This window comes from Micromonospora sp. WMMD1120 (genome assembly GCF_029626235.1).
Lineage (GTDB): Bacteria > Actinomycetota > Actinomycetes > Mycobacteriales > Micromonosporaceae > Micromonospora.
This window is the reverse complement of sequence record NZ_JARUBO010000005.1, coordinates 6637133-6656243: the sequence shown is the minus strand read 5'-3', so window position 1 is coordinate 6656243 and position 19111 is coordinate 6637133. Positions and strand designations below refer to the sequence as shown.

Sequence of the window (19111 nt, the reverse complement as noted above, 5' to 3'; positions counted from 1 at the left end):
TGAGGTGCGGGGTACGGCGCTCTCACCGCCCCGCCTCGGACAGCGACAGCCCGGTGTCCGCGTCGAACAGGTGCGCACGGTCCAGGTCGACGGTGACGAGCACCCGCTCGCCCGGCGTACCGGTGACAGTGGGTCGTGCCTTGACCTTGAGGATGTCCGTGCCCACCCGGACGTCGACGACCGTCCGGTCGCCGAGCGGCTCGAGCCCGTAGAGCTCGCCGGACAGGGACGCGTCCCCCCGCTGCTCGACGGAGAGGTCCTCGGCGCGCAGGCCCAGCAGCAGCGGCTGCCCGTCCCCGGCCGTGGTCCAGCGGGGCCGCGGCAGACTCCAGCCCTCCGCGCCGACCAGGCGGTCACCCTCCGCACGGCAGGCGAGCAGGCTGATCGGCGGGCTGCCGACGAACCCCGCGACCCACCGGTTGGCGGGACGCTCGTACACCTCGGTCGGCGTGCCGACCTGTTGCACCTTCCCTTCCTTGAGCACCGCCACCTGGTCGGCCATGGACAGGGCCTCGACCTGGTCGTTCGTCACGTAGACGAAGGTCGCGCCGAGGCTGCGGTGGATGCGGGTGAGCTCGGTGCGCATCTCGACGCGGAGTTTCAGGTCGAGGTTCGTCAGCGGCTCGTCCATCAGGAACGCCCGAGGGCTGCGGACCAGCGCCCGGGCCAGGGCGACGCGTTGCATCTCACCACCCGACAACTGCGCGGGACGACGCTGCAGCAGACGTTCGATGTGCAGCAGGCTCGACATCCGCTCGACCGCGGTGGCGATCTCGGCCGAGGAACAGCGGCGTGCCCGCAGCGGCGAGGCGATGTTCTCGTACGCCGTGTGTCGCGGGTAGAGGGCGTAGTTCTGGAAGACCATGGCCAGGTCGCGATCGGCCGGCGCGTCGCCTGTCGCGTCCCTGCCGTCCAGCCGTACCGAGCCGGCGTCGAGCTTCTCCAGGCCGGCGATCGCTCGCAGGGTCGTCGTCTTGCCCGCCCCGGAGGGCCCGAGCACGACGAAGAACGAGCCGTCCGGCACGTCCAGCGTCACCCCGTCCAGGGCCTTGACCTTGCCGAAAGACTTGTGCAGCCCATCTGCTGCCACGGTTCCCATCAGGCCACCAGCTCTTCCGTGCGCACGTCGTAGACCGCCGGGGTCCCGCCGGTGTGCCGTAGGCCGACCGGGGTGTCAGCGGTGAACCGGACAGTCGGTGGCATCCGGACCCGTACGTCCCGCTCGCCGCCGTGGTCGACCACGTAGATGATCTCGTCGCCCAGCCACTCCGCCGAGACCACACGGGCCGGCACCGAACCGTCCGCCCCGGGTGCGGTGACCTCCAGCGCCTCCGGCCGGACGCCGGCGACCAGGGGACGGTCGCGCGGCAGACCGGGCGGCGGGGTGAGGACGAGGCCGCCCTTGCCGCGCAGCTTCCCGTCGGCGACCTCCACCTCGATCAGGTTCATCGGCGGGGAGCCGATGAACGCGGCGCAGAAGAGACTCGCCGGGCGGCCGTAGACCTCCAGCGGCGTGCCGATCTGCTCGACGCGGCCCTTGTTGAGGATGGCGATGCGGTGACCGAGCGACATCGCCTCGACCTGGTCGTGGGTGACGTAGACCATCGTCGTCCCGAGCTCGCCCTGCAGGTGCTTGATCTCTGTGCGCATGTCGGCTCTCAGCTCGGCGTCGAGGTTCGTGAGAGGTTCGTCCATGAGGAACGCGCGCGGTCGTCGTACCAGGGCGCGGGCGAGCGCGACGCGCTGCTGCTCGCCGCCGGAGAGCTGGCGCGGTCGTCGGTCCAGCAGGGGACCGAGCCGCATCAGCCGGGCGGCCTCGTCGACCCGCTCCTGCACCTCCGCCTTCGGCAGCCCCTCGGCCCGCAGTGGAAACGCCAGGTTGTCGCGGGTACGCAGATGCGGGTAGAGGGCGTAGAACTGGAACACCATCGCGATGTCGCGCTCGGCGGGGGGCAGGTCGTTGACAAGGGTGTCGCCGATGCGGATGTCGCCGCTGGTCTGCCGCTCCAGGCCGGCGATGGCGCGCAGCGTCGTCGTCTTGCCGCAGCCCGAGGGGCCGAGCATCACGAACAGCTCGCCGTCGCCGATGGAGAGATCCACGTGCTCGACCGCGAGCGTCCCGTCCGGGTAGCGCTTGTGCAGAGCGGTCACCTCGATACCCGCCATCAGCGTCGCACCGCCCCGAGCGTCACACCGGCGACGAGGTGCCGCCGGACCAGGTAGGCGAAGACGAGCACCGGGAGGGCGAACACCACCGAGGCGGCGGCCACGAGACCCCAGTCCGTGGTGGTGCCGCCGATCAGACCGGCGATGGCGGGTGGGGCCGTCCGGACGCTGTCGCTGGAGGTGAGGAAGGTGGCGAACACGAACTCGTTCCACGAGAAGATGAGCGCGAACACCGCCGTCGCGGCGATGCCGGGCACGAGCAGGGGAAGGGTGAATTTCCGGAACGCCTGCAGACGGGTGTAGCCGTCGAGCATGGCGGCGTCCTCGTACTCGGCGGGCACCTCGTCGACGAATCCCTTCATCATCCAGATCGTGAACGGCACGTTGAACGCGGTGTAGATGAGGATCAGTCCGAGTTTGGTGTCGATGAGCCCGACCTGCCGGTACATGAGGAAGATCGGGATCACCACCACCACGGGCGGCATGAAGCGGGTGGACAGGATGAAGAACAGTTGGTCCTTCTTGGCCCTCACGGCGAAGCGCGCGTAGGCCCAGGCCGCCGGAACCCCCAGCACCGTGGCCAGCACCGTGGAGACCCCGGCGACCACGACGGAGTTGAGGAACGCGACGGACAGCGCCGAGCGGCCGCCGCCGGGGGCGACGAACACGTCCTTGAAGTGGTCCATGGTGACCGTGAAGCCGAAGAACTCGGCCGGGACCGCGTAGACGTCCCGGTTCTCCTTGATGGACGTCTCGATCATCCACAGCACCGGGAAGAGCATCACGACTGCCAGCACGGTCAGCAGCGCGACCTCCAGCAGCGAGCGGCCCCGGCCGCCCCGGCGGCGCGCGGGGGGCGTGTGGTCGCGGGCGGGACCCGCCGCCACGGCCTCGTCGACGGAGACGGCCATCAGCCCTCCTTCAGCTTGTTCAGGTAGCGCAGGTAGAGCTGCGTGAGGACGATGACGACGAGGACCATGAGAATCCCGTACGCCGATGCGGTTCCGGTGTTGAAGCCCAGGAACGCCACCTTGTAGACGTGGAACGACAACGTCTCGGTGGAGACGCCCGGACCTCCGTTGGTCAGGATGTAGACGAGGTCGAACAGGCGGAACGCCTCGATGGCCCGGAACATCACGGCGATGAGGAGCAGCGGCCACACCAGCGGAAGAGTGATGGTGCGGAACCGGAACCACTCGGACGCCCGGTCGATCGAGGCGGCCTCGTAGAGGTACTTGGGCACCGCGGTGAGGCCCGCGAGCGCGATGAGCATGATGAACGGCGTCCACTGCCAGGTGTCGACGACGATCAGGGAGATCAGTGCGGTCCGCTGCCGGGTGAGCCACTCCACCTGCCCCAGCCCCAGCGAGCCGAGCATGCTGTTGACCACGCCGAACTGCGCGTCGAGCATGAACCGCCAGAACAGCCCGACCACGACCGGCGACAGCATCATCGGCACCAGGAACAGGGTGGTGAGCACCCCTCGTCCGCGCGTACGCCGGGAGATCAGGTAGGCGATGCCGAATCCGAGCACGGTCTGCAGGCCGACAGCGCCGACCACGTAGATCAGCGTCGTCAGGGTCCTCGTGTGGACCTGCGGCGACGTGAGGATGGCGGTGTAGTTGCCGAACCCGACGCCGTTGGCCGGCCCGCCCCGGGTGGCCGAGTAGTCGGTGAAGGACAGGTACAGCGCCCACAGCAACGGGAACACCGACATGGCGAGCAACAGCAGCATCGCGGGGGAGATGAAGGTGACGGCGAGCCAGCGGTCGCTCAACCGGCGGGACCGACCCGGTGCGGGTGGCGTCGCGGACGCCACCCGCCCGGGGTCGTCGGTCGTCAGAGGGACGGGGTCGCTCACAGTCCGCCGCCGCCCTTGCGGTTGCTGGAGTCGAGCACGCTCTGCTGCTCCCTGGCGATGTCGTCGAGCGCGTCCTTCGGCTTCTTCGCGCCGTTGAGGGCCGCGTTCACGTTGGTGTTCTCGATGTCGACAAGGCGCGCGTACTCGGGCACGTTCCACATGTCCCGCATCCGCGGGACCGAGTCGGCGTACACCTTGTTGAACGGCCCGGCGTTGAGGAACTCCGGTGACTGGATCGCGTCCGTACGCGACGGCACGCCACCCGCCGCGGCCCACTTCTTCTGGATGTCGGCCCGCTCGAACCACTTCATGAAGTTCAGGGCCTCCGCCTGGTTCGCCGCGGAGGAGTAGGCCGACACGTGCATCCCCATGCCGCCGAGCGGGACCAGGTTCGTCTTCTGACTCGGCAGGGTGGCGAAGCCCAGCTTGTCGAGAATCTGCTCGCGCGAGGTGCCGAGCGTCGACTGCTTCGGATCGAGCAGCCCGCCGCTCGCGGCGATCCAGTTGAACGCGATGCACGCCTTGCCCTGGGCGACCGCAGCGTTCACCTCGTCGATGAACCAGTTGCCGGAGCCCTTGGCGGTCAACGGCTTCATCTTGTTGACCAGGACGTCCATCGCCTCCTGGCCGGCGGCGTCGTTGAGGATGCCATCGATCTTGCGCGTCTTGGCGTCCCAGAGGTTGCCGCCGTAGACGCCGTTGACGGTGTTGTAGGTGACGGCCGCGGCATCGGAGCCGTTGGCCTGGTGGAACGCGAGCCCGCTGACGCCGGGGTTGTCCGCCTGGCACTTCTCGGCGACCGAGATCATCTCGTCCCAGGTCTGCGGTGGCTTGTCGCCGATCAGGTCCTTGCGGTAGATCATCGTCCAGGTGTCGCCGAGCAGCGGGAGCCCGTACAGGCTGGCGTTCTCGTCGCGCTTGCCGGTCTCCGCCTGCGGGAACTGGCCGTAGGCCGCGAGCAGGTACGGGTCGTAGGCGGAGACCTCGATGTTGTTCTTGACGAAGTCGGTGATGTCGAGGATGTTGCCGTTCGTCACGGCCTCACCGATGTGTTGCGAGTCCAGGATCGCGATGTCGAAGTCGGTCTTGCGCGCGGCGAACTGGGTGAACATCGCGTCGTGCCAGTTGGCGTTCGGCACGGTGTTGACCTTGATGGTGGTGTTCGGCCGTTCCTTCTTGTACTCGGCGTTCGCGAAGGCTTCCAGCGCCTGCGCGGGGGGCCATTCGAACCAGATGAAGCTGAGGGTCACCGGGTCCGTGGAGAGCTGCGGGATGGTCGCCGGCGCCTTGGGGGCGCTCGCCTTCGCGCCGTCGTCCTCGCCGTCGCCGCCGCAGGCCGTCAGCGTCGCGGCCACCATCAGCATGGCCGCCGTCGCCAGCTGTATCTTTCGACGGGAAGTGGATGTGCGTCCTGTTCGCCCTGGCTGCCGCATCTTCGAGCCTGCTTTCTGGGTGGTGGGAACTTCTAGGGCCTCGCTAGGTGCTTCGCACAGCAGTTACGTGTTCTCGAGTCGTGGTGCGGTGCCGGCACGGCGGCCGACCCGCGGACCGGCCGTACGGGTACGCCGCGGTGTGCCGGGTCGTCGGCCGTCGGAACGGTGTGGAATGGCGGACTTGCGCCACTTTTCCTATACGATCTGAGGTGGGCGTCAGCATGTCGCAGCGTTGTGACAGATGTCAACAGATTCCCGAAGGCGCAGGAGAGGACATCACGTCACGATGGACGACGCAGCTATGACCGGGCGGGGTCGTAAGGCCGTGACGGGCGCGACGCCGGCGGCGAGATCCGGCGGCCGGCTCGCCGACGAGGTGTACGACACGCTGCTCGGGCAGTTGATGTCGCTACGGATCGAACCTGGCTCCCGCGTCACGATCGACGTCCTGGCGCGGGAGTTGGGGGTCTCGCAGACACCCATCCGGGACGCGCTGAACCGGATGGAGGCCGAGGGCCTGGTGGTGCGGGTGCCGCACGCCGGCTACCGCATTCCTCCCCAGATCACCCGGCACCGCTTCGAGGACATGCTCGAGGTCCGCCTGCTCCTCGAGCCGGCTGCGGCGCGCCGGTCGGCCGAGCGCGCGTCCCTGGAGCAGGTCGCCGGCCTGCGTCGGATGCTGGAGGAGATGGCGGAGTTGGAGGGGGGCGCCGGCCCCGCTGCCTACGGCGCCTTCGGGCTCCGCGACGCCGCCTTTCACGACCTCGTCGCCCTGAGCGCGGAGAACCAGGTCATCCGCGAGGCCCTCGCTCGCCTGCACAGTCACGTCCACCTCTTCCGGCTGCACCACGACACCCAGGTCACGCACCTGGCGATGGCCGAGCACGAGGAGGTGGTGGCCGCGATCGCCGCGCGCGAGCCCGACGCCGCCGCCTACGCGATGCGGCGGCACATCCTGCGCTCCGGCGAGCGTTTCCGGCGGCTGTTCGATGAGGCCAAGGATGCGGACGGGGCACCGGTAGAGGCTTGACGGCCGGGCTGGGCCGAGGAATGCTGACTCGACCGGATCGGATCGGATTGGATCTACCTCACCCGTCCCCAGCTACGAGGAGAACCAGGTGCCCAGAGCGCTGCTCCTGACCGGCGACGCCGCCGAGGAACTCGACACCATGTATCCCTACTACCGTGTGCAGGAGGGCGGCTGGGACGTCGACGTCTCGTCGCGGACGATGCGCGACGTGCAACTGGTCATCCACGAGTTCGACCCCAACTCGGACGCCTACGTGGAGAAGGACGGCCGGAAGCTGCCGGTCGACGTGCCCTGGGCCGATGTCGACGTGGAGCGCTACGACGCCCTCATCATCCCCGGCGGGCGCGCCCCCGAGTGGATCCGGACCGACGCCGACGTCAGGCGCATCACCGAGCACTTCTTCGCGCGCAACCTGCCCATCGCGCTGGTCTGCCACGGAGCGCAGGTGCCGGCGGTGTACGGGCTGCTCAAGGGCCGCAAGACGGCGTGCTTCCCGCCCATCACCGGCGACATGGAAAATGCTGGCGCGACGGTCATCGACGCGCCCGACGTCGTGGACGGCAACCTCGTCTCGTGCCGGGGCTGGCCCGACATGCCGCAGTTTGGCAGGGCGATGATGGAGGTCTTCTCGAAGTCTGTCGCCTCCGGATCGGCATGAGCGCACCCGGGTTGCCCCGGTGACCGCACCTCGGACAGTCACCGTCGACGGCTCTCCCGTGCACGTCCTGGAGAGCGGCGCCGGGCCCGCGGTGCTGATGCTGCACGGCTCCGGGCCCGGCACGACCGGGTCCGGAGCCTGGGCGACGACGGCGCAGGCGCTGGGCGGGTCCTGCCACGTGGTGGCTCCCGACCAGGCGGGATTCGGGCGGACACCTCTCCCGGAGGGCGCCACGGGTGGCCTCCGGTTGTGGACGGAGCAGGCCGCGGGCCTGATGGACGCGCTCGGCATCGAGCGCTACGCCGTGGTGGGTCACTCCATGGGCGGCGCCGTGGCGCTGGCGCTGGCCGCCGCTCGCCCGCAGCAGGTGACCCGGGTCGTGGCGGTCGCGACGATGGGCGCTCCCGGGGCTCCGCTCTCGGACGATCTCGACGCGCTCTGGGCCGCCCCCGCCGGCCCGATCGGGGCACGGGACATGTTGCGACGTCTCCTCTTCGACCAGGCGCTCGTGACCGATGCGGCAGTCGACGCCCGTGCCGCCGCGATGCGGGAGGGGGCAGCCGCGTACGCGCCGTTGTTTCCTGCACCCAGGGCGCGCTGGGTCGACGACCTCACCCTCTCGACGCAGACGCTGGCGGCGGTGCGCGCGCCCGTGCTGCTCGTGCACGGCGCCGAGGACCGGGTCACCCCGCTCGAGACGGCGGCGCTGCCGCTCCTCGGGCACCTGGTCGATGTTCGGCTGCACGTGTTCGGTCGGTGCGGGCACGTGCCGGCGGTCGAGCACCCGCGCGAGTTCCGGGACCTGCTGTCGTCATTCCTCCGCGGGACCGGGGCGACCAGCGCGCAGGCTGACGCTCCATCCGGGACCGAGATGGCGACCGGATCGGCGGCTTCCTCGTGCTCGACCTGACCGTGGCTCGCGACCGGGAGACCGACGGCACGAACCGGCCCCGGCGCGACGGCTCTCCGGCGAGCGGTCCGGGTCGGTCGATGGCATCATGCCCTTGATCAAGCATGTTCATCGATCGAGGGGGCGACGGTGCACCGAGCAGGCAGAGCAGCGACCCGACGACTCGCGGCCGGGGTGGTCGGCGCGGTGGCGCTCCTGGCCGCCGTTCCGACACCCGCGCGGGCGGCCACCTGGTCGCCGATCCAGGTCGTGTCGGAGGCCGGTTGGAGCGGGCAGGACCAGCCCTTCGTCGCTGTCGACCGGGAGGGTGACTCGCTGCTCGCCTGGGCTGGCTGCGACAGCAGCGCGAGCGGCTGTTACGACCAGGTGAAGACGCAGACCCGGTCGGTCGACGGCGCGCTGGGGCCGGTCCGGACGCTGTCACCGCTCGGCGCGTCCGCGTCCTGGCCCAAGATCGCGTCCGACGACGACGGAGACTCCGCAGCGGTGTGGACGCAGGACGGTCTCGTGGCGGGGCGCCGGGTGTCCGCCACCGGCGAGTTGGGTCCGCTGGTGATGATCGCGACGTGGCACGGGATCAGCCCGGCCGTCGCTGTCGACCCGTCGGGTCTGGCGCTGGTCACCTGGACGGAGATCCGCGACGGGGCGTACACGACGAAGGCCCGCTACTTCGGCGCGGACAGCTCCCTCGGCCCGGAGTTGACCCTGGGCGGCGGAGTGGACCAGCCGGTCGTCGGCGTCGACCGCGCCGGGACCGCCGTCGTCGCCTGGACCGAGGGCTACGAGCGGGTCGTCGCGCGCCGGGTCCGCCCGGAGGGCGTCTCCGCCCTGCGCGTCATCGCGGGCGCGGCCACCGACATCAGGTACGCCAGCGTCTCGCTCGCCGTGGACCGGGACGGGGACGCGGTGATCAGCTACCGGTGGGTGCGGGCGGGAGAGGGGCCCCGGCTGCGGGTACGGCACTGGAGCAGCACCGACACCCTGGGCAGCGTCATCAGCGTCTCGCCGGCCGCCCACGAGTTGAGCCTCTTCGACGAACTCGCCGGCGACCTCGACGGTGACGCCGTGCTGACCTGGGGCCGTTGGACCTCCGACGGTACGCAGGTCTTCGCCCGTTCGATCTCCCGCGGCGGCGTCCTCGGTCCGGTCACCCGGCTCGGCGTAGGCGACTGGCCGAAGCTGACGATGGATGACGACGGCGACGGCCTGGTCACCTGGCAGGCGCCGAGCCCTGACTACTCGACCAGCCGGGTGCACGCCCGGACGTTCGGGCAGGACGGCCTGTTCGGCACGGCCGAGATCCTCGCCCCCGACGGGCGGTACGCGCAGCCGGCGTCCAGCCCGACGGGCCGACTCTCGGTGGTCTGGCAGAAGGGGTCCTACCCCAGCGAGGTCCACGCACGCTTCGGTGGGCAGGCGGGCTGACCGGCAACGGCAGCGACGTACGCGGCCAGCGCGTCGTGCAGCGCGGCCCGGCGTGTGGCCGAGAGCCCGGCGGCGATGTTGACCTCGTTGGCGCGCTTCCAGGCGACCCAGGTGGAGATGAGGTCGGGGGTGACGACGCCGCCGCCGAGGTCGGCCATCATCGTCCCGGACCACCGCCTGATTCTTCGACGGTTGGTGGCCAACGGCGGATGACCAGCAGGGCGATGTCGTCGTTCGGGTGCTCCTCAGCGGTGGTGGTCATGATGCGATCGCACAGCGCTCCGGCTGGCTCCGACCGCACGACGCCCGCGATGCGCTCGATGCCGGTGTCGATGAGTTCGCTACGGCGTTCGATGAGCCCGTCGGTGTAGAAGACGAGCGCCGCGCCCGGCGGTAGGTCGACAACCGTGGTGCGGCGACTGGTCGTCGGTCGGCCCACACCGAGCGGCCGGTCCACCGCCAGGTTGACGAGTTGGGTGGGGTGGCCGGGGGTCGCCAGCAGCGGTGGCAGGTGACCGGCGGAGGAGAGGTGGACCGTCGAGCGGTCGGGCGCGATGAGAGCGTAGACGGCGGTGGTCAGGGTGCCGGCCTCGAAGTGGTGGATCTTGCGGTCGAGGGAGGTCAGTGCCTCGGCGGGGTCGTCGGCGTCGAGTGCGTAGGCGCGTAGTGCGCTGCGGATGCGTCCCATGATGACGGCGGATGGCAGCCCGTGGCCCGAGACGTCGCCGATGACGGCGCCCAGCCAGCCGGACGGCAACACGAACACGTCGTACCAGTCGCCGCCGATGCCCAGGTCGTGGCCCGGCACGTACCGTGCGGCCAGGTCCAGACCGGGGATGTCGGGCAACCGGGCGGGCAGCAGGCTGCGTTGCAGAGCGAGCGCCGCCTGCCGGTCGAGGACCTGCGCGCGGGCCTGGCCCGCGGAGCTGGCACGATCGGCGACGAGCTGCAGCAGCTGCACGTCGTCGGGACCGAACCGGCGCAGGGCCAACGAGCCGACGTGCAGCACGCCGACGAGTTTGCCGTTGGCGAGCATGGGCACGCCCAGAAGGGCGCGTACGCCGCTGGCGAGCAGGATCGGACTGACCACGTCCTCAGACGTGACGTCGTAGATCGTGACCGGAGCACGGGTTTCCGCCACCCGACCGGCGAAGCCCCGTCCGATCCTGATGCGGAAGCCGCGACGCACCTCTCCCTCGAGACCCTTGGCCGCCGTGGCGACGAGTTCGCCGGTGTGCCCCTCCAGTAGCAAGATGGTGGCGGTGTCGACCTTGAGCAGATCCTGCACACGTGCGAGTAGCTCGTCGAGCAGTTCGGCGATGTCCAGGTCCGACAGGGCAGCATCGGTGATCGCCGCGATACGGCGCAGCCGCTCCTCGTTCGTCACCACCTCGGTACCGGCCACTCAGGCAGCCTAGACGCCGGGCCGCCACTGCCGGTGTGCCAGGAGTGCGGTGGCGCGCTGAACGGCGTCGGACCTTCGGCGTGAGGTACCTTCCCATGTCACATTGAACGCTCGAGTCGTCCGGTGAGCCCGTTGCGGAGAGTTATCCGCGTCGTGCCATCGGCGACGTCACCGGCCGGCGTGTCCGACGGGGAAGGGGGGAGCGGTGACGGACCCACCATGTGACCAGCCCGCGTCGACTGCCGGGACGCCGGTGTTCTCCACGTCGTTCGACCTCGCCGACCTCGCCCGCGTTCGCAACGAGGTCGAGGCCGTCAGTCGCCGGTGCGGCCTCGACCAGGACGAAATCGAGGACTGGGTGACAGCGGTCAACGAATTGTTGATCAACGTGATCCGGCACGGGGGAGGCCGGGGTGCGGTGCGCCTGCTCCTCAACGGTCAGCTCACGTGCGAGGTGGTCGACCAGGGGCAGGGCTTCGAAGCCGCGCACTACGTCTTGCCCGCCGGGCGCCCGCCCCTGTCCGGCACCGGAGGAATCGGGCTGTGGGTCGTCGGGCAGATGGCCGACTACCTCCTCGTCGACAGCGGGCCCGCCGGCACCACCATCCGGATCGCGGCACGCACCCGCGACGCCGGGACCCACGGCGGTTGACAGGTCCGCCGGCGCTGCGGGACCGGTCGTCGGGTGGGCCATGGCCGGGCGGCCAACCGATCCACCCAGAGTGTCCTGATTCGGCCGGTTTGCTCGATCTCGCTGACACAGGTCTTGCTCGTGCCGAAGATTGTGGTGTACCGCACCGGGCTGGGATGCCGGGCGATCTACAGAGGGGATGCCACATGGACGCCACTCCTGCGACGCCTGCCCAGGGGGCGGGGCTGCCCACCGTTGTGCTGGTGCACGGCGCGTTCGCCGACTCGTCGAGCTGGAACGGGGTGATCGCGCACCTCAAGCAGCGGGGCTACCCGGTCATGGCCGCCGCCAACCCGCTGCGCGGTGTGCAGCACGACGCCGCCTACGTCCGCTCTCTCATCGACAGCGTGGACGGGCCGGTCGTGATGGTCGCGCACTCGTACGGCGGGCTGGTGATAACCGAGGCCGCGGACGGCGCCGCCAACGTCAAGGCCCTGGTGTACGTCGCCAGCATCAGCCCGGAGGTCGGCGAGAGCGCACTCAGCCTGATCATGAAATATCCCGGCAGCCAACTCGGCACCGCCATCACCATGGTCCCGTTCCGTCTCGACGACGGCAGCACCGGGAAGGACCAGTACATCGACGAGCAGAAGTTCCCGGCGGTGTTCGCCGCCGACGTCGATCCCGACCTCGCCAGGCTGATGGCGGTCACGCAGCGGCCGGCCAGCGAGAAGGCCCAGACCGAGACCGTCACCAAGACCGCCTGGAAGACCATTCCGTCGTGGACCCTCATCAGCACGCAGGACCAGGGCATTCCGCCGGAGCTGCAACGCTTCATGGCCCAGCGGGCCGGGTCCACCACCATTGAGGTCGACGGGTCCCACGCCGTGGCGGTCTCCCAACCGGGCGCCGTCGCGGACTTCATCGACACCGCCGCCCGCGCCACCGCCGGCTAGCACCTTGACCACAAACGTTCGCCGGGGTGGTTAGGTGGCCCTGACTGCGGGGTGGCCCCAGCGGTGATGTCGTTCGCTGCGCACGCGTGCGCGTTCGCGGCGTTGAGCGGTCAGGACGTCGGGGGCGGCGTTGGCGTCGCGCCAGCATGGGTATTGATGTAGGTGGCGACAGAGCGACGCGGTTGTGGTGGGCGGATCCGGCGATCACGAAGGTGCGTAGCGGCCCGAAGTGGCTTCGATCGGGTTGTCGAGGATGACGTGGATCGGGGTGCCGTCCGCGCGTTTCGCGCAGATCGATTTCAGGGCGGCGAGGGTGTTGACCGTGGATTTCTGCTGGTGGATGACGCCGAATTCGCCTCCCGTTGCGGGTCGTTCGACTTCTTCCACGTTTTCGTGTGCCGGAAGGTGATCTGGTGTTTGCGCAGGAGTTTGCCGTAGCCGTTCGCGGCCCACCACGGCGCTGCGGTCGGGTTGGCGGCTAGACACTCAGGCGAGCCTGCGGATATTCCAGCGGGTGAACGGCTGCCGGGGTTTGCTCGGGCGGGTGTTGGCCGTCGAGACGATGAACCGCTCGTCGTCAGGACTGATCTGGCGGGGACGGCCACCCGCCCACTGAGGGTCCAGGCTGGGCATCCCCGTCTCGTTGAACCGGTGGATGACACCGCAGACGGACCGCCGAACCGGTCCCTTGACGCACGACGCGTTGCAGCTCGTGGCCTCCTGGATCGCTTAATCGGCGTACTCGAACGGGTTCTGCCACCTACACATACACAGTCTTGACCGACCCGAAACCACCCGGCAGACCCGGCCCGGCGGCTCACCCACCCGGCCAACGTTGGTGGTCACGGCACTAGCAGGGGAGGGGGGACGTTAGCCCCGGTGGACTTTGCTCACCCAGTTCACCGTAGTACGTCGAAAATGTCACATCATAATCGCCCGATGTTGCCGTGCTGGCTGCGACGTGGAAAGCCGCTGGCTCAGGGAAGCACATCTCGATGTCATCCGTTTTCCCCACCACATCTGGGCGGTCCGGCCCCATCGAATAGAGGATGCGGGAGACTTTTCCGCGAAGTATTCTCGGTAAATCAAGCGTGAGAACCCCGACGGCATGCGGTTCAACCAACACGGCGGTGCGCAAGTTCACCTGAAGCGAGAAGGCATCACATCCCATCTCAAGTGATCCGCCGACATCTGTTTTGAAGCCTTCGAGTGGTCCGCGCTTCGACTTAACTTGCCCTCGAAAACTGCCATCTCCAGCGATGGTAATGGTCTTTTCTAGCTCCCATATCCAATGCTCGGATTGGCATTCACCGCTGCCGTCGGACTGGGCAGCAAAGGCGAGGCGTCGAATTAGCTGGACCTCGTCCGTGCGGTTGATGACATGGATTGACATCCGATTCATTCTTTTGTCGTAGGCGAGCTGGAGACCTCGTAGCGCGAATACCTTGCTGTCCGTGTTCTCGCTGCGTGGTAGGGCGGGTTCCGCACTTGGTGAGCTAAATTTGAACGGTTCGTCATCTGGGTCTACTGGCAGGTCGGGAGCGCTCTCGTCGGGCACTTCGTCAGGCCGGGCAGTGTCCAGGCCGATTAACGATATGCTAAGCAGTAGAATGCCGGATGCGCCGATTAGGGGGATGGTGGAGACTTGTTGCGATATCCAAGTCGTAAGTGTGGCAATCTTATGATCCTGCTGGTGATTCCTGTAGTAAAAGCTGAATGCCAGGAGTGCAATTAGGTAGACGCCAGCCGCGGCGAGGGCCAAGTAGGCTAGTGTGCCCACGCTGGAGTGATCTCCACTCTTCTGCGTGAACAGGGAAACGCAGACTACTGCATTCAGCCCCGTGGTGGCGCTTAGCCAACGTTGCACCGTCTGCTGGTTCACGACTTCGCCGGAATTCTTGTGTTCCATGGTCGCCGATCTTTGCCTGGTAAGCAGAGCGCGATGATCGATTAATCAGCACTCATGCCAAGTCTAGCGACGGGCGTCCATGCTCGACTGCTCCCTTTAGGTAGGCTGGCTGGGCCGATCGGCGACCGTCCGGAACCCACAGGTCAATGCACTGAGCCATTTTCATCGTGGTAGCGGGCGTCCTCGGCGGCTTGAAGGGCGAGGATGGCCTGCAGGATTGGGGTGGCTCTGCGTCGGCAGCAACGCAGCTTGGCCCGCGTCGAGCAGGTCATGCACCACGCGATCGAGTCGTTGAACGCCCGCTACCGACGCGCCGTGAAAGTCCGCGGCCACTTCCCCAAGGAGCAGGCCGCGTTGAAGCGTCTGTACCTGGTGACCTGGTCCCTGGACCCTGCCGGAGCGGGCCCAACCCGATGGACGATGCGCTGGAACCCGCGTTGAACGCCTTCGTTATCACTCCCAGCCGCTGAAATCTACTGACCAAGATCGCCGGGAACACCGTTAGCGAGGCAGCCCCCTGGCGGGTCGGGTACGACGCGGGCGGGCCCGGCGATGACGCCGAGCCCGCCCGTGTCGTGGCGACCTGTTTCGGGTGTTCGTCGAAGCGGCGACGCCCGTCAGGCGCGGGGCGTGAGCCGGAACTGCTGGTTGGCCTGTCCGTGGCAGTCGTAGAGCTGGATCTGGGCGCCGTTGGCGGTGCTCCAGACGTCGAGGCAGCGGCCGGACTGGACGCCGCTGATGGTGCCGTTGGAGTTGACGTTCCACTGTTGGTTGGTCTGGCTGTGGCAGCTGTAGATCTGCACTGCCGCGCCGTTGCCGGAGCCGGCGGCGTCGAGGCACATGTTGCCGTACACCTGGAGTTGCTTGCCGGAGGTGTACGTCCACGTCTGGTTGGTCTGCCGGTTGCAGTCCCAGAGCTGCACCCGGGTGCCGTTGGTGCGTGACGCGTTGGGGACGTCGACGCACCGGCCGGACTGGGTGCCGACGATCTCACCGGCCGAGCCGGGTGGCGTGGTCGGCGGGTCCGTGGGCGGGTCGGTCGGTGGGTCGGTGGGTGGGGTGGTCGGTGTCGTGGGCAGCAACGGGCAGGTGCTGCGGTAGGTGACCACGCCGCTGTTGTCCAGCAGCGGGCAGAGGAACTGGCTGTACCGGGTGTCGTTGTCGAGGAACATCTTGACGAACGGCAGCATCGTCCGGACCATCACCGGGTTCGACCGGCCGACCATGAACCCGTGGTCCGCGCCGGCGACCTCCAGGTAGACGCTCTCCGTGGTGGTCGGGATGCTGTTGTACAGGCCGGTGGCGTAGGACGGGGTGACCACGGTGTCCGCCTGCCCGGCGAAGATCATGGTGGGCACCCGGTCGTTGGCCAGGTTCGACGACGGCGAGTACGGCGCGATGCCCACCACCGCCTTCAACGACGGACGCCGCATGGCCGCGCTCAGCGCTCCGCCGCCGCCCATGGAGTGACCGGCGACGGCCAGCCGGGTGGGGTCGACCCGGTCGCGTACCGGGCTCTGCTGGGTCAGGTAGTCCAGCGCGGCGAGCAACTGGGTGCCCCGGGCGGTGTCGAAGTCGTTGCGGCTGTTGGTCTCGATGCCGATCACGACGAAGCCGTGCGAGGCCAGCCACGGCCCCATCCACGCCAGCTCGGCGGAGAACAACGCCGTGTAGCCCGGCGAGATCGCGATGGCCCCGAAGGTGCCCTGGCTGGTGTCGGTCGGGTAGTAGATCCGGCCGCCGTTGAAGCCGTACCCGGTCGGGACGCTCACCGACGTGTTGGCGAACGGGCCGTTCACGGCGGTGACGCTGGTCCGGGTGGGGTCTGGCCCGCGCTGGTACGGGTTGTCGGCCGCGGACGCCGACCCGGTCGCCACAGTCATGCCGAGCAACCCGACAGCGGCCGCCATCCCGACCGCGGCGAGCTTCAACAGTCGTCCCCGCGACCGGGGCGACACCCGGCCGGCAGGCGTGTCCCCCGAGTTCGGGGGGTGGTATCCGTGTGCGCGCACGGTCGGTACCTCCTGGTGGTCGTGTGGTGTGGGGCGGGCGGCTCGGCCCTTCGCCGAGCCGCCCGCCCCCGTGGATGCGCCGTCCGTCAGCGTTGCAGGGTCAGCAGACCCGGCCGGTACGGCAGCAGCCCGTAGTCACCGCCGGAGCTGGGCGAGCGACCCTGGTAGAGCAGTTGCAGGTTGCAGGCGTCCACCGTCATCGTCTGATCGGCGTTGGTCCGCAGCAGCTCACCGTGGCTGATGTCGTTGGTCCAGGTGGCGCCGCTGTTGGCCTTGCCGGCGAACGGGTTGCTCTCGGACGTGGCCTGCGGCGTCCAGGTGCCGCCCAGGCTGCTGGCGGTAAACGAGCGGAAGTAGCGCCCGTTCGCGCCGATCGCCTCGACGATCATCAGGTACTTGTTCAGGCCCTGGAGCTTGTAGACCTGAACGGCCTCGAACAGGTTGTTCGTCGAGTCCGTCATGATCGTGGTGTAGTTCGAGCCGAAGCTGCCCGGGAAGTTCCCGATCGGCATGCTGGCCCGGTAGATCCGGCCGTTGTCACCGGCGAAGAACAGGTACATGTTCTGGTCGTCACCGATCAACGCCTGGTCGATCGGGCCGGTGTTGGAGTTGGAGATGCTGCCGCTGAACAGCGTCTGCGGCGACGACCACCCGTTGGGGTTGGTCGGGTCGCTGGAGGTCCGGTACGAGAACGCCGGGCCACCCCACTGGTAGGCCAGCACCCAGATGTTGCGCGGCGCGAAGTAGAACAGTGACGGCGCGACGGTCGCGGAGTTCATCGCGTTCTGACTGGCCGAGCCCATTTGCGAGTAGTTGCTGAACAGGCCGAAGTTCATCGAGCCCCAGGTGGTGCCGGTGTCGTGCGTGGTGGCGTAGACGAGCTGCTGGCCGTTGTACGGCGCGACGGTGAAGTCCTTCAGCGAGACCCAGCCCGACCTCGGCTGCGCCAGCGCGCCGGTCGACGACCAGCGGTACGTCGACGGCAGGTCGCAGGAGCTGCTCGGCGGCGGCGTGGTCGGCGGCGTCGTCGGCGGCGGCGTGGTGCCGCCGAGCGAGTTGAGCCGGAACTGCTGGTTGGCCTGTCCGTGGCAGTCGTAGAGCTGGATCTGGGCGCCGTTGGCGGTGCTCCAGACGTCGAGGCAGCGGCCGGACTGGACGCCGCTGATGGTGCCGTTGGAGTTGACGTTCCACTGTTGGTTGGTCTGGCTGTGGCAGCTGTAGATCTGCACTGCCGCGCCGTTGCCGGAGCCGGCGGCGTCGAGGCACATGTTGCCGTACACCTGGAGTTGCTTGCCGGAGGTGTACGTCCACGACTGGTTGGTCTGCCGGTTGCAGTCGTAGAGCTGCACCCGGGTGCCGTTGGTGGTCGCGGCGTTGGGCACGTCCACGCACCGGCCCGACTGTGTCCCGACGATCTCGTTGGCCGAGCCCGGTGGGTTGGTGGGCGGGTCGGTCGGCGGGTCGGTGGGCGGGTTGGTGGGGGTGGCGCTGTTCAGCGCGTCGAGGGTGGCCGTGTAGGCGGCCTTCTTGTTGCCGTTGCACTCGAAGAGCAGCGGGGTGCCGCCGGAGCGCCACGAGTCGCAGTCCCGAACCCCCCACACGGTGATCCCGTTGCAGCGGGCCACGGCGAGGCAGTCGTTGACCACGTTGCGGTAGGTGTTGGCCTGCGTCGTGCCGGAGCCCTCGATGTCCAGCTCGGTGACCTGCACGTCCACCCCGAGGGCGGCGAAGCTGGACAGCGTGGTGCGGTAGTTGCTGTTGTACGGCGAGTTGGCGTTGAAGTGCGACTGGAACCCGACGCAGTCGATCGGCACGCCCCGGGACTTGAAGTCGCGCACCATGTTGTAGACCGCCTGGGTCTTGGCCCAGGTCCAGTTGTCGGTGTTGTAGTCGTTGTAGCAGAGCTTCGCGTTCGGGTCCGCCGCGTCGGCGGCGCGGAACGCGGCCTCGATCCAGTCGTTGCCGGTGCGCTGGAGGTTCGAGTTACGACGGGCGCCGCTGTTGCCGTCCTCGAACGCCTCGTTCACCACGTCCCAGGAGTGGATCTTGCCTCGGTAGTAGGTGGCGACCCGGGTCACGTGGTTGAGCATCGCGTTGCGCAGCGCGCTGCCCTCCATGCCCTGCATCCAGCCCGGCTGCTGGGAGTGCCAGGCCAGGGTGTGGCCCCGGACCTTCCAACCCCGGGAGGTGGCATGGTTCACGATCCGGTCGGCGTTGCCGAAGGTGAAGTTGTTCTGCTGCGGCTCGGTCGCGTCGATCTTCATCTCGTTCTCGGGAGTGACGCTGTTGAACTCCCGGTTGAGGATCGTCGTGTAGGCGCTGTCACCGAGCTTGTTCGCGGCCACCGCGGCGCCGAAGTATCGACCGGACTGGGCCGCGGCGGCGCCGAGGGTCGGCTCGGCGGCCTGGGCGAGGTTGGGCAGCAGCGACGCGGCCAGGGCCACAATTATCGCGGCTGTTCCGGAAATAGTGAACGTTCGTAGTCTGGCGCGTCCGGGGGGACGGGACCGGGAAGTCATGCTGATCCTCCGGTGGTGGGGTGGGAAGATGGCGTGCGCGCTGCTCCCATGCGGTGGTGGGACGTGCTCAGCGGCGGTGCGGGTGGGCCCGAGGAGTCGGGTACGGCGCCTCCGACCCACGATGGATCCTGTTAACGTTCACAGCTATCGATGCCTCAGGCTCGCAGAAAATTCCAGAAGTTTCAACCGGTAGTTT

Annotated in this window: 16 protein-coding genes and 2 pseudogenes; 7 read left to right on the top strand and 11 right to left on the bottom strand. The window is 68.5% G+C overall.

Annotated features, from left to right (window positions below):
* Positions 1-22: 22 nt before the first annotated feature.
* The 5 genes from O7634_RS29695 to O7634_RS29675 form a co-directional block, all read right to left on the bottom strand.
* Positions 23-1099, bottom strand: coding sequence for an ABC transporter ATP-binding protein (locus tag O7634_RS29695; protein WP_278153440.1), 1077 nt, complete (start codon positions 1097-1099; stop codon positions 23-25).
* Complete coding sequence (locus O7634_RS29690; RefSeq protein WP_278153439.1) at positions 1099-2166, bottom strand: ATP-binding cassette domain-containing protein; 1068 nt, start codon at positions 2164-2166, stop codon at positions 1099-1101. The genes O7634_RS29695 and O7634_RS29690 overlap by 1 nt, the downstream gene beginning before the upstream one ends.
* A complete protein-coding gene (locus tag O7634_RS29685; protein ID WP_278153438.1) occupies positions 2166-3077 on the bottom strand; it encodes a carbohydrate ABC transporter permease in 912 nt (303 codons plus the stop codon). The genes O7634_RS29690 and O7634_RS29685 overlap by 1 nt, the downstream gene beginning before the upstream one ends.
* Complete coding sequence (locus tag O7634_RS29680) at positions 3077-3943, bottom strand: sugar ABC transporter permease (RefSeq protein ID WP_278153437.1); 867 nt, start codon at positions 3941-3943, stop codon at positions 3077-3079. The genes O7634_RS29685 and O7634_RS29680 overlap by 1 nt, the downstream gene beginning before the upstream one ends.
* Before the next feature lie 80 nt (positions 3944-4023).
* Entirely contained in the window at positions 4024-5391 is a 1368-nt protein-coding gene (locus tag O7634_RS29675; protein WP_278153436.1) for an extracellular solute-binding protein, read from the bottom strand.
* Between the two features lie 355 nt (positions 5392-5746).
* Here O7634_RS29675 and O7634_RS29670 point away from each other — a divergent pair, with 355 nt between their 5' ends.
* The 4 genes from O7634_RS29670 (at position 5747) to O7634_RS29655 (ending at position 9483) form a co-directional block, all read left to right on the top strand.
* On the top strand, positions 5747-6490 hold the full coding sequence (locus O7634_RS29670; protein ID WP_278153435.1) for a GntR family transcriptional regulator: 744 nt from the start codon (positions 5747-5749) through the stop codon (positions 6488-6490).
* A gap of 88 nt (positions 6491-6578) precedes the next feature.
* Positions 6579-7148, top strand: coding sequence for a DJ-1/PfpI family protein (locus tag O7634_RS29665; RefSeq protein ID WP_278153434.1), 570 nt, complete (start codon positions 6579-6581; stop codon positions 7146-7148).
* A gap of 19 nt (positions 7149-7167) precedes the next feature.
* Complete coding sequence (locus O7634_RS29660; RefSeq protein ID WP_278153433.1) at positions 7168-8058, top strand: alpha/beta hydrolase; 891 nt, start codon at positions 7168-7170, stop codon at positions 8056-8058.
* Positions 8059-8187: 129 nt separating this feature from the next.
* Positions 8188-9483, top strand: coding sequence for a hypothetical protein (locus O7634_RS29655; protein ID WP_278153432.1), 1296 nt, complete (start codon positions 8188-8190; stop codon positions 9481-9483).
* Here the strand turns inward: O7634_RS29655 and O7634_RS29650 are convergent.
* Together O7634_RS29650 and O7634_RS29645 are read right to left on the bottom strand one after the other, a co-directional pair.
* Positions 9438-9644, bottom strand: coding sequence for a hypothetical protein (locus tag O7634_RS29650; RefSeq protein ID WP_278153431.1), 207 nt, complete (start codon positions 9642-9644; stop codon positions 9438-9440). The two genes, O7634_RS29655 and O7634_RS29650, sit on opposite strands and share 46 nt — an antisense overlap.
* Positions 9641-10888, bottom strand: a complete 1248-nt coding sequence (locus O7634_RS29645) for a GAF domain-containing SpoIIE family protein phosphatase (RefSeq protein ID WP_278153430.1) — start codon at positions 10886-10888, stop codon at positions 9641-9643. The genes O7634_RS29650 and O7634_RS29645 overlap by 4 nt, the downstream gene beginning before the upstream one ends.
* Before the next feature lie 205 nt (positions 10889-11093).
* Here O7634_RS29645 and O7634_RS29640 point away from each other — a divergent pair, with 205 nt between their 5' ends.
* Entirely contained in the window at positions 11094-11540 is a 447-nt protein-coding gene (locus O7634_RS29640; protein ID WP_278153429.1) for an ATP-binding protein, read from the top strand.
* Between the two features lie 185 nt (positions 11541-11725).
* A complete protein-coding gene (locus O7634_RS29635; RefSeq protein WP_278153428.1) occupies positions 11726-12475 on the top strand; it encodes an alpha/beta hydrolase in 750 nt (249 codons plus the stop codon).
* Between the two features lie 30 nt (positions 12476-12505).
* Here the strand turns inward: O7634_RS29635 and O7634_RS31925 are convergent.
* A pseudogene (locus O7634_RS31925) lies at positions 12506-13235 on the bottom strand (helix-turn-helix domain-containing protein).
* Between the two features lie 90 nt (positions 13236-13325).
* A complete protein-coding gene (locus tag O7634_RS29620) occupies positions 13326-14384 on the bottom strand; it encodes a hypothetical protein (RefSeq protein ID WP_278153425.1) in 1059 nt (352 codons plus the stop codon).
* 276 nt (positions 14385-14660) lie between these two features.
* On the opposite strand from O7634_RS29620, the pseudogene O7634_RS29615 reads away from it, so the two are divergent.
* Positions 14661-14825 (top strand): annotated as a pseudogene (locus O7634_RS29615) (transposase); the annotation flags it as partial.
* A gap of 176 nt (positions 14826-15001) precedes the next feature.
* Here the strand turns inward: O7634_RS29615 and O7634_RS29610 are convergent.
* Positions 15002-16396: a ricin-type beta-trefoil lectin domain protein gene (locus O7634_RS29610; RefSeq protein ID WP_278153424.1), complete on the bottom strand. Its 1395-nt coding sequence runs from the start codon at positions 16394-16396 to the stop codon at positions 15002-15004.
* Between the two features lie 86 nt (positions 16397-16482).
* Entirely contained in the window at positions 16483-18840 is a 2358-nt protein-coding gene (locus O7634_RS29605) for a non-reducing end alpha-L-arabinofuranosidase family hydrolase (RefSeq protein ID WP_347404297.1), read from the bottom strand.
* Between the last annotated feature and the right edge of the window lie 271 nt (positions 18841-19111).